The 10,853-nt window shown below is 68.8% G+C and carries 10 protein-coding genes; 5 read left to right on the top strand and 5 right to left on the bottom strand.

The annotated features are described in order from the left end of the window. Positions 1-411 (bottom strand): DMT family transporter (locus VED21_RS09990; protein WP_324882194.1); only part of this gene is annotated, 411 nt, incomplete at its 3' end. Further along, a complete protein-coding gene (locus VED21_RS09985; RefSeq protein WP_324882193.1) occupies positions 408-2,237 on the bottom strand; it encodes an ATP-binding cassette domain-containing protein in 1,830 nt (609 codons plus the stop codon). The genes VED21_RS09990 and VED21_RS09985, both read right to left, overlap by 4 nt. Positions 2,238-2,449: 212 nt before the next feature. Here VED21_RS09985 and VED21_RS09980 point away from each other — a divergent pair, with 212 nt between their 5' ends. Next, a complete protein-coding gene (locus VED21_RS09980) occupies positions 2,450-3,511 on the top strand; it encodes a hypothetical protein (RefSeq protein ID WP_324882192.1) in 1,062 nt (353 codons plus the stop codon). Positions 3,512-3,526: 15 nt separating this feature from the next. Here VED21_RS09980 and VED21_RS09975 read toward each other — a convergent pair whose 3' ends face one another. Then, positions 3,527-4,276, bottom strand: a complete 750-nt coding sequence (locus tag VED21_RS09975; RefSeq protein WP_324882191.1) for a TerB family tellurite resistance protein — start codon at positions 4,274-4,276, stop codon at positions 3,527-3,529. Positions 4,277-4,553: 277 nt separating this feature from the next. Here VED21_RS09975 and VED21_RS09970 point away from each other — a divergent pair, with 277 nt between their 5' ends. Continuing rightward, positions 4,554-5,117: a GNAT family N-acetyltransferase gene (locus VED21_RS09970; RefSeq protein ID WP_324882190.1), complete on the top strand. Its 564-nt coding sequence runs from the start codon at positions 4,554-4,556 to the stop codon at positions 5,115-5,117. A 44-nt stretch (positions 5,118-5,161) separates the two neighbouring features. On the opposite strand, the gene VED21_RS09965 is transcribed toward VED21_RS09970, so the two are convergent. Then, positions 5,162-7,294: a bacteriohemerythrin gene (locus tag VED21_RS09965; RefSeq protein WP_324882189.1), complete on the bottom strand. Its 2,133-nt coding sequence runs from the start codon at positions 7,292-7,294 to the stop codon at positions 5,162-5,164. Between the two features lie 207 nt (positions 7,295-7,501). Continuing rightward, the gene (locus tag VED21_RS09960) at positions 7,502-8,242 is read right to left on the bottom strand and encodes a PhoH family protein (protein ID WP_324882188.1); all 741 of its coding nucleotides are present in this window, start codon (positions 8,240-8,242) and stop codon (positions 7,502-7,504) included. A gap of 773 nt (positions 8,243-9,015) precedes the next feature. On the opposite strand from VED21_RS09960, the gene minC reads away from it, so the two are divergent. The 3 genes from minC to minE form a co-directional block, all read left to right on the top strand. Next, positions 9,016-9,765 carry a septum site-determining protein MinC gene (minC, locus tag VED21_RS09955; RefSeq protein ID WP_324882187.1) on the top strand — a complete coding sequence of 250 codons (750 nt, stop codon included), beginning with the start codon at positions 9,016-9,018 and terminating at the stop codon, positions 9,763-9,765. 59 nt (positions 9,766-9,824) lie between these two features. After that, positions 9,825-10,640 carry a septum site-determining protein MinD gene (gene minD / locus VED21_RS09950; protein WP_324882186.1) on the top strand — a complete coding sequence of 272 codons (816 nt, stop codon included), beginning with the start codon at positions 9,825-9,827 and terminating at the stop codon, positions 10,638-10,640. Further along, a partial coding sequence (minE, locus tag VED21_RS09945) for a cell division topological specificity factor MinE (RefSeq protein WP_324882185.1) occupies positions 10,637-10,853 on the top strand: 217 nt, incomplete at its 3' end. The genes minD and minE, both read left to right, overlap by 4 nt.

Genomic DNA, 10,853 nt, shown 5'->3' with positions numbered 1-10,853 from the left:
GCCGGCCAGCCGCGGCTCGCCCGCGATCAGCAGCACGCCGGCAAACGCCACCACCATGCCGAAGGCGCGTTTCCAGCCCAGCTTGTCCTTGAAGAACAGCGCCGCCAGCAGCGAGGCGAAGGGCACCTGCAGCTGGGCCGCAACCGACGCCGTGGCCGCGTCCAGCCCCTTGATGCCGTTGAACATCAGCGGGAAGTGCACGGTGCCCAGAATGACCGACAACAGGAAGATGCCGCGCATCTTCCCCCGCGGCATACGCACGAAGGGCAGCAGCAGGGCCGCCACCAGCGTGAAGCGCATCCCCATCAGCAGCATCGGCGGGAACTCCGCCAGACCGATCTTGGCGGCGACGAAGTTCAACCCCCACAGCGCCATGACCAGCAGCGCCAGCCCGACATCCTGCGGCGTCATGCGCGCCCGCCTTCAAGCTCCTCGCGCAGCGCCTCCAACTCCAGCCAGCGCTCCTCGGCGGCCGCCAGCTCGGCCTGCCGGGCATGAAGCGCCTCCGACGTCTTCTGGAACTTGGCGGGGTCGCGCGTGAACAGGTCGGGGTCGGCCATCGCCGCTTCCAGCTTGGCGATCTCCGCGCCCAGCTTGTCCATGCGGCCGGGCAGCTCGTCCAGCTCGCGCTGGTCCTTGTAGCTCAGCTTGCCGCGCGGCTTGGCCGCCTGCGCGGGGGCCTCGGCGGGCTTCGCCTTGGGTGCTGCGGCGGTCTTGGCCGCGGCCGGGCGGCGCTGCACCAGATAGTCGGAATAGCCGCCGGCGTATTCGATGGCCGACCCGTCGCCCTCCACGGCGATGGTGCTGGTCACCAGTCGGTCCAGGAAGTCGCGGTCGTGGCTGACCAGCAGCAGCGTGCCCTGGTAGTCGCCCAGAACCTCCTCCAGCAGGTCCAGCGTGTCCATGTCCAGGTCGTTGGTCGGTTCGTCCAGGATCATCAGGTTACTGGGCTTGGCGAACAGGCGGGCCAGCAGCAGCCGGTTGCGCTCGCCGCCCGACAGGCTCTTGACCGGGCTGTCCAGCTGGCGCGTGTCGAACAGGAAGTCCCTGATGTAGCCGGCAACGTGGCGCGGCTGGCCGTTCACCATCACGCTGTCGCCGCCGAAGGGGCACAGCACGTGGCGGATCGTATCCTCCGGGTCCAGCCCCTCGCGCCGCTGGTCGAAATAGGCGGGCTCCAGGTTGGTGCCCAGCTTCACGGTGCCGCTGTCGGGCGGCAACTGGCCGGTCAGCATCTTCAGCAGCGTCGACTTGCCCGCCCCGTTGGGCCCGATCAGGCCGACGCGGTCGCCGCGCAGGATGCGGGTGGAGAAGTCCCGGACGATGACCTTGCGCCCCTCCGGCGCGTCGAAGGCCTTGGCGATGTGCTCCGCCTCGATCACCAGCCGGCCGCCGCGCTCGCCCTCGGCGATCGCCAGCTTGGCCTGCTGGCCGCCCTTGATCCGTTCGGCGCGGTCGGTGCGCAGCTGCATCAGCGCGCGGACACGGCCCATGTTGCGGGTGCGCCGGGCGGAAATGCCCTCGCGCAGCCACTTCATCTCGCCCTCGATCTTGCGGTCGAGCTTCTGGGCGGCGATCTCCTCCGACGCGAAGACCTCGGCCTGCCACTCCTCGAACTGGGCGAAGCCGCGGTCGGTGGCACGGATGGCGCCGCGGTCGAGCCACAGCGTGCGCTTGGCCAGCTTGTTGAGGAAGGCGCGGTCGTGGCTGATCAGCAGCAACCCGCCGCGGTAGGCCTGCAGCTCCTCCTCCAGCCACTCGATGGTGGGGAGGTCCAGGTGGTTGGTCGGCTCGTCCAGCAGCAGCACGTCCGGCTCGCCCACCAGCGTGCGGGCCAGCGCCGCGCGGCGCGCCTCGCCGCCCGACAGCGTGGAGGGCGCCAGATGGCCGGCGATGCCCACGTGGTCGAGCATGGCGTCGACGCGGTGCGCCTCGTCCTGCTCGGGCGCGGGCAGGCCGGCGGCCACGTAGTCGTGCACGCTGGCGAACCCGGTGAAGTCCGGTTCCTGCGGCAGGTAGGCGACGCGCACGCCGGGCTGCACGAACACGGATCCGCCGTCCGGCTGGATCATGCCGGCCAGCACCTTCATCAGCGTCGACTTGCCGGTGCCGTTGCGGCCGACGAGGCAGGCCTTGTCGCCGCGGGCGATGGCGAGGTCGAGGCCTTCGAACAGCGGCCGGCCACCGAAGGTGACGGCGACACCCTGCAGGGCGACGATGGGGGCGGGAGGGGCCATGGATCCGGATCGGGCGAGTGGACGGAGGCCCCTGTATATCGCGCCGCCCGCCGCTTTCGCGACCCCCATTGCGCGCAGGGGAGGTCCGCCCGGCCCATCCCGGTGCGCGGCCCGGTGCATAGTCATGAATGCCCGGAAAATAGCCTTTTACATAAACTTCTAATTGCGCCAATCTGCCTAGTGCTAAGGCCGATGTGCGAATGGAGTGCGTGATGTCGGATGCCGCTTCGACCGTTGATCAACCCCCCGGCGACAGTGATCCGGGCGCGCCCGCCGTTCAGGCCGCGCCGGTGGTGCAGCCGGTGGTCGCGGTGCCGCTCGGCGAGCCGGCCAACGATCCCGCGGCCCCGGCGGCGACGCCAGCCGCAGCGCCGGCCGTGCCGCCCCCCGACTGCCCGACGCTGCGGGTGGCCGACATCCACATCGGCAACCGCGATTCGCGGCATGTCGAAATCACCTACGTCTACGCGGCCAAGCCGGGCGAATACGCGATCTACTACGCGGGCGACGTCCAGGTGCAGTACGCCGACGATCCCACCGTCGAGAAGCAGCAGCGCCAGAACATGCAGCCGCTGGCTCCGGTGCGGGCGGAGCTGAACGCGCTGCTCAAGGGCTGGCGGGAGCCGGTCGCGTATTACTGGAAGATTGCCTATGGCCTGCAGCTGGCGCTCGACGGCGACAGTCAGGCGGGCAAGGACGCGCTGACGGCCGCCAAGGCCCAGCTGCTGCTCGACCGCGCGGCGGCGGGGCGACTGGAATACCTGGCCTGGGCGGCCGGGGCGGGCGCCGTCATGATGGTGGTCCTGGCGATCGCCAGCCGGCTGTACCCCTTCACGCAGACGGCCGACAACCTGTGGCTGGCCGCCAAGGCCGGGCTGGTCGGCGCCGCCTTCTCCATCGCGCTGGGCATCCGGAGCCGCAGCGTGGGGCTGGACATCGACCGCGTCGACAACATCACCGACGGCGTCCTGCGCCTGGGCATCGGCGTCATCTCGGCGGGCGTGCTGCTGCTGCTGATCGGGTCCGGCGTGGTGCCCAACGTGAAGGTGGGCGACGCCACGCTGTCGGGCGGGCAGATGACGTGGCAGATGGTGCTGATCGTCGGCTTCGTCGCCGGCTTCCTGGAGCGCCTCGTCCCCGACCTCCTCGACAAGCGCGTGTCGACGCTGGCCGGCAACGCGACGGGAGGGCCGGCGGCCACACCCACTGCCGCCCCGCCCGCCGCCGCCCTGACATCCCCCGTGCCGGCCGGCGGCGCGCCGCAGACGCCCTGACGGGGCGGGGCGGCGTCAGGCCAGCTGGCGCTCCTTCTGGATCCGGTCGTAGGCGGCGTTGATGGCGGCCATCTTGTCGTTGGCCAGTTCGACGAACTCCTCCGGCATGCCCTGGGCGATCAGCCGGTCGGGGTGGTGTTCCTGCACGAGACGGCGGTAGGCCGTCTTGATCGCCGCCGCATCGTCGCCGCGGCTCACGCCCAGCACGGCGTAAGGGTCGGTCTCCGCCTTGCCGCACAGGACGCAGTGCTCGGCCATGATGCGGCGGAACTCGGCGTCGTCGAAGCCGAAGATGGCGGCGATCGCGCGCAGGTAGTCCATCTCCGCGTCGTGCACCTCGTCGTCGGCCTCGGCGATGCGCAGCAGGCTGGCCAACAGCTCCTCCAGGACGGCGTGCCGCTCCTCGAACAGCGCGGCGATCTGCCGGGCGTAGACCTCGAAGCCGGCCGAATCCCGGCGTGCCAGGTCGAAGACGCGGCCGACGTTCTTCATCTCGTCGGACGGAACGTGGAAGAGGCGCTTGAAGGTGTCGATCTCCACCCGCTTCACCGTGCCGTCGACCTTGGCCATCTTGGCCGAGAGCACGATGACGCCGACGGTGAAGGCGATCGACTTGATCGCCTCTTCCGGTGGCTTCTTGCCGGCCGTCTCGTCGGTGCGGACGAGGTCGACGGCGTGCCCCGCCAACGCCCCCATGAGCGCGCCGAGCGGTCCACCGATGGCGAAGCCCGCCGCCCCGCCGAGGATCTTGCCCCAGATGCTCATGGCCGCCCGCCTGCGTCCTTTCCGTGTCGCCCCTGCGATGCGGGGCGCAGCATAACGGGCACCCGGCGCGCCGCCAACTGTTGCGGCCACGCCACAGTCAGGGCTGCCATGCTTCCGGTGGGGTTGAGCCCCCTGGATCCGGCGCCATGTTGCAGTGCAATATGGCGACTGGCCGATGCAACGGCCGGCGCAGCTCCAATATCCGACAAGAACGGGAGCATCAAGGGACGGACGCTCTGAGACCGTGTGTCATCGTGTCGACAACGTGAGCAAGAGCATGCCTGTCTTTCGCAAAATGCTGCCGACGGAAATGGCCCTCTACGAGGAGCATCTTCTTCGGCTAAGTCGGGCCGACCGCTACGCCCGTTTCGCCGGGACCGTCTCGGATGACGTCATCAAGCAGCATTGCCGCAGTCTGGACTGGCGCCGCACGATCGCGATCGGCGGGTTCGTGCAGGGTGAGCTGCGCGCGGCCGTGGTGCTGTGCACCGACCGGTTGCTGTGGCCCGATCAGGCGGAACTGGCGGTCAGCGTCGAAGGCGGCCTGCAGGGACAGCGGGTCGGCACCACGTTGGTGCGCCGGGCGCTGACCATCGCCCGAAACCGTTCCATTCACACCGTCCACATGCTGGTCCAGGCGGAGAACACGCGCATGCGCGCGTTGTCCAACCGCTTCGGCGGACGCATGCGACTGGAGGAAGGCGAGATCTCCGTCACCTTCGACTTGGCCCCGCCGAACCAGTTCTCTCTGGGGCTGGAGGCGCTGGAGGACGGGGCGGGGGCGGTCAGCGCCGTGCTCGACCGCATCCAGGCCGCCATTCCCGACCGCGCGGCGGCGTAGCGCACAGAGCGGGCGCCGGACCGCACGGGCCGGCGCCCGTTTCCTCACGCCGCCAGACGGGTCCGGCCGGCAAGGTGCTGGCCGACCTGCACGTCGTACCGCTGGATGTGCTCGCACAGCCAGTCGCGCACGAGCCGCAGCAGCGCGTCGTTGACGTCCTCCCCGGCCTTCAGGCGGCGGTGCAGGTCGCGCACGCGCTTCAGCAGGTCCTCGTGCTGGGCACGGTGCTCCTCGAAGCGCGGGTAGGCGGCGTCGCGCATCGTCTGCTCCTCGTGCGTGAAGTGCAGCTCGGTGTAGGCGATCAGCTGTTCCACCGCCTCGCCGGTCACCGCGTGCGAGCGGCCCTTGCGGACGTTGTCGTGCACGCGGTTGACGAGGCCCACGAGGATCATGTGGTCGTTGTCGATGTCCTCGTCGCCGACCGACAGCCCGTCGCCCCAGGTCATGAACAGGTCCTTGCCGGTCGTGGCGTGCAGGTCGTCGATGCCGGCGGCGTTCACCGCCTCGACGTTGATGAGGAAGCTGTCGACCACGGACTTCAGGGATTCCGCCTGGGTGGTCAGGCTCTGCGCCGCGGTCAGCAGCGTGCGGGCGGCCTCCTCCGTCTCCTGCGCCGACGACGATACGCCGGTGATGCTGAACGACACCTGCTCGGTGCCCTGCGCCGCCTCGGTGGCGGAGCGGGCGATCTCGCCGGTGGCGGCCCCCTGCTCCTGCACGGCGGCGGCGATGGAGGTGCCGATCTCGTCGCTCTGGCCGATGATGGCGGCGATCTCGCGGATGGCGTCCACCGCCTCGCCGGTCGCCTGCTGGACGCCGGCGATCTGGGCGGCGATCTCCTCGGTCGCCTTGGCGGTCTGCGTGGCGAGGTTCTTCACCTCGTTGGCGACGACGGCGAAGCCCTTGCCGGCCTCGCCGGCCCGCGCCGCCTCGATGGTGGCGTTCAGCGCCAGCAGGTTGGTCTGCGACGCGATGGAGGTGATCAGGTCGGCCACCTCGCCGATCTTCTGCGTGGCGTTGCCCAGGCTGGCGATCTGCCCGTCGGCGCGGCGCGACGCCTCCACCGCGTGGCCGGAGATCTGCGCGCTGACCGTCACCTGATGGCTGATTTCGGAAATGGCCTTGGACAGCTCCTCGGCCGCCTCCGCCACGGTCTGCACGTTGGCCGAGGCCTGCTGCGAGGCGCTGGCGACGGAGGCCGCCTGCTGCAGGTTGCGGTCGGCGGTGCTGGACAGGCCGGCGGCCGTCGTCTCCAGCCCCTCCACCGCCTTCGACACCTCGCCGACCATGTTGGACACGGTGGCGTCGAACAGCTCGGTCAGGCGTTCGAGCGCGCGGGCGCGCTGCTCGGTCACGCGGTGCTCGACCTCCTGCCGCTCCCAATGGGCTTTCAGGGCTACCTGATGCTCGCGGAACACCTCGACCGTGCGGGCCATGGTGCCGATCTCGTCGCCGCGGCCCATGCCGGGCACGGTGAGGTCGGTGTCGCCGTCGGCGAGGCGCTGCATGACGGCGGTCATCGACTTGATCGGGCCGACGATGGTGCGGCTGACCAGCAGCGCCACGCCGACGCCGGCCAGGATGACCAGCAGGCCGATGCCGCCGATGCGCAGCGCCGCGTTCCAGAACGCCGTCTCCACGTCGTCGACGTAGATGCCCGAGCCGATCACCCAGCCCCACGGCTGGAACCCGTGCACGTAGGAGATCTTCGGCACCGGCTGGGCGGCGCCGGGCTTCGGCCACAGGTAATCGACGAAACCCTGGCCGCCGCCCTGGGCGACGGCGGCGAATTCGACGAACAGGCGCTTGCCGTTGGGGTCCTTGTTGTCGGACATGTCCTTCCCCTCCAGCTCAGGCTTGAAGGGGTGCATGATCATGCGCGGCGCGAGGTCGCTGATGAAGAAGTACTCCTCGCCGCTGTAGCGCAGCGCGCGCAGCGCCTCCTTGGCGGCCGCCTGCGCCTGCTCGGCGGTTAGGGCGCCCTTGCGCGCCAGCGCCTCGTGGTGGGCCACGAGGGTGTAGGCGACCTCGACCACGCTCTTCGCCTTGTCGTGCCGGTCCTTGTACAGCTCGCCACGCAGGCCCAGCAGGCTGAGCGCGAAGACGAGGACGAGGCCCAGCGCCGAGACGCCGAGGATGACGGATATCTTCCCCTTGATGCCGATGCGGTCCAACACGGTGCGTTTCCCCTTGCCTGATTCGTCGTTGGCGGCTGTTGCGTTGGGGTGTCCGGTCCCGGCAATTCCGCTAAAATTTTTTATTATGTTTAGATTTGATTCATCGATTCCGTCAAGGTGGTCCGCACTTCACCGTATGTAGACAAAAGCGCGCACCCCCTGGCGGGAGTGCGCGCTCAGATTGGTAATACCAGTTTGCGTGTGGGTTTACAGGACGGTCAGCATGCTGGCGACCAGCGGGTGGCGGACGATGTCCGTCTCGGTCAGGCGGACCACCGCGATGCCCTCCACCGCCTCAAGCCGCCGGGCGATGTCGGCGAGGCCGGAGAGGTTGTCGAGCAGGTCGGTCTGGTCCGGATCGCCGGTCAGCACCATGGTGGAGTGCCAGCCCAGGCGCGTCAGAAGCATCTTGATCTGCCCGTAGGTGCAGTTCTGCGCCTCGTCGATCACCACGAAGGCGTTGTTCAGCGTGCGGCCGCGCATGAAGCCGACCGGGGCGATCTCGATGGTGCCTTCCTGCATCAGCTGGCGCAGCCGCTTGCCGCCCAGACGGTCGGCCAGCGCGTCGTACAGCGGGCGCAGGAAGGGGGCCATCTTCTCGTGCATGTCGCCGGGCAGGTAGCCGATGCTTTCGCCGGCCTCGATGGCCGGGCGGGAGAGGACGATGCGGTCGACCTTGCCGCTTTCCAGCGCCTCCACGGCGGAGGAGATGGCGAGGTAGGTCTTGCCGGTGCCGGCGGGGCCGAGCGCCACCACGAGGTTGTGCGACTGAATCGCCTCCAGAAGGTGGCGCTGGTTGTCGCTTTGCGGCTTGACCTTGCGGAGGTAGCTCTGGTCGCGGCGATCCTCCGGCATCAGGGGATCCCACCCGGTGCTCGGGAACAGCGGGTGGACCTTTGCGTCGGTCGCCTGCGCGGCAGCGCTGCCTTTGGTCTGGCGCTTCGCCATATCGCTCTCCTCACGTCATGGGGGTAGGCGGGTTGACGGCGGGCACAAAAAAACCTCCCGCAAGGGAGGCCGCGTGCTGACAGTGTTGGTGCTGGCGATGATGCTGCGGAACGTGCCCGACGCCGGCTTGCCGTTGCGAGGCGGACGCCCGTCCTGCCGAGCCCGGAGGGGCTGCGGAGGGTTTGAGGGACGCCAGGGACGATGGATCGTGCAAGCCGAACTCCACGTCTGCCGAAACCTGAAGGCCGAAGAGTGCCTCGCTACGTCAACCATAACCTGAGCAACACGCTTTGTCAGCGAAAGTTGCGGCTTACGCAAAAGTTTCATACAAGATGTTGTGGGGCCTCCGCGGAGTGGCCCGTCGGCGCGGACGGCCGACCCTGTCGGGGCGGGCGTCCCAAGCGGATGGCGCCGGGAGGGGCATATCGCCGCAACCGCGCGCGAAGCGTCGGCCGGGCTGCTATCTGTGCGCGAGCCGAATCGGTGCGCGGCGCGCAAAGGATGACGTTATATTCCCCGGCGAAACCCTTTGCCCCCCATATGGAGATCCGTTACTATACTTTGTGGTGGGTTAGGTGACCAACCCAATTGGTCGTCTCCATACGCATGTTCGTGCTGGCGGGTTGCCGGGCCGGGAAGGCCGGGGGCTCCGCGGCGCGGTGTGCCGTTTTGGTGGCGGCCTGTCGATTGTCACTCCCTGCGGGTGCCGAGTCCCTTGAACGGGACGCGCGCACCCCGCTAGAACGCGGGGGCTTGTCGGGGTCAATGTCAGGATGGTGGCGGTGAGCAGCGCCAGTCAGGTCGCCGAACGGGATGCGCCGTTCCAGTTCCGGGGGAACTCCTTCACCATGATGGTGCTGAAGGTGGTCGACCCGGCGTCGCCGAATTTCTTCTCGCTGCTCGCCAGCAAGGTGCGCCAAGCGCCCAACTTCTTCCGGCACGCCCCGGTCGTGCTCGATTTCGACGAACTGCCGGAGAGCATCGCCGGCTTCGACGTCACCGGCTTTGCCCTGAAGGTGCGCGAGCAGAACCTGCTGCCCATCGGCTTCGTCGGTGGGCCGCGCGCGGTGCAGGAGGCGGCGCTGGCCATCGGGCTCGTGCCGATGCCGGCCGGCCGTGCGGCGCGCCTGGACGTGGTGCGCGCGCCGGAAGGCCCCGCCGCCGCCCCGCCGGCCCCGCCGCCGGAGCCGGCGTACCGCCCGGCGCTGGTGGTGAACGAGCCGGTGCGCTCGGGCCAGCAGATCTACGCCGAGAAGTGCGACCTGATCATCACCGCCGCGGTCAGCCACGGGGCGGAGGTGTTGGCCGACGGCAACATCCACATCTACGGCGCGCTGCGCGGCCGGGCATTGGCCGGCATCTCGGGCGACGCCGGGGCGCGGATCTTCTGCCAGAGCCTGGAGGCGGAGCTGGTCTCCATCTGCGGGCTCTACCGTGTCAGCGAAGACATGGACGAATCGGTCGTGAAGAAACCCGTGCAGATCCGGCTGAGCGAGGGCTACCTGCACATCCAGCCACTCTGATGCCGCGGATCGACGCGGACATCGGTTGTCGGAAACTCTAGCTTCTTAGGAGAGGCTCGTTGGGCAAGATCATCGTCATGACCTCCGGCAAGGGCGGCGTGGGCAAGACCACATCGAGCGCCGCGTTTGCCACCGGTTTGGCCTTGCGTGGGTTCAAGACGGTCGTCATCGACTTCGACGTGGGCCTGCGCAACCTCGACCTGGTGATGGGCTGCGAGCGCCGCGTGGTGTTCGACTTCATCAACGTCATCAACGGCGAAGCGAAGCTGAACCAGGCGCTCATCAAGGACAAGCGGGTCGAAAACCTGTACATCCTGCCGACGTCGCAGACCCGCGACAAGGACGCGCTGACCAAGGACGGCGTCGAGCGCATCCTGAACGAGCTGTGCAAGGACTTCGACTACATCGTCTGCGACAGCCCCGCGGGCATCGAGCGCGGCGCGCTGATGTCGCTGTACTTCGCCGACCACGCCATCATCGTCACCAACCCCGAGGTGTCGTCGGTGCGCGACAGCGACCGCATCCTGGGCGTGCTGAACTCCAAGTCGCGCCGCGCCGAGCGCGGCGAGGAGCCGGTGACGCAGCACCTGCTGCTGACCCGCTACGACCCGGAGCGCGTCGAGAAGGGCGAGATGCTGAAGGTCGACGACGTGCTGGAGATCCTGGCGATCCCGCTCCTGGGCGTGATCCCGGAGAGCCAGGCGGTGCTGCGCGCCTCCAACATCGGCATGCCCGTCATCCTCGACGAGAACTCCAACGCCGGTCAGGCCTATCTGGACGCGGTCGGCCGCTTCCTGGGCGAGGACGTCGAGCACCGCTTCACCACCGTGCAGAAGAAGGGGCTGTTCAGCCGCCTCCTGCGGAGGACCGCATGAGCATCTTCAGCTTCTTCCGCTCGGCGCCCAAGGCGTCGGCCGTCCAGGCCAAGGAACGCCTGCAGATCGTCATGGCGCACGAGCGGGTCGGCCGGTCCGGCCCGGACTACCTGCCCATGCTCCAGCAGGAGCTGCTGGCGGTGATCGCCAAGTACGTGGACATCGACGCCAACAAGGTCGAGGTGAAGCTCGACCGCGGCGGCGACTGCTCGA

The organism is Azospirillum sp. (genome assembly GCF_035627195.1).
Classification (GTDB): domain Bacteria; phylum Pseudomonadota; class Alphaproteobacteria; order Azospirillales; family Azospirillaceae; genus Azospirillum.
Note: the sequence above shows the minus strand (reverse complement) of the source record. Positions and strands in the feature narration are given on the sequence as shown.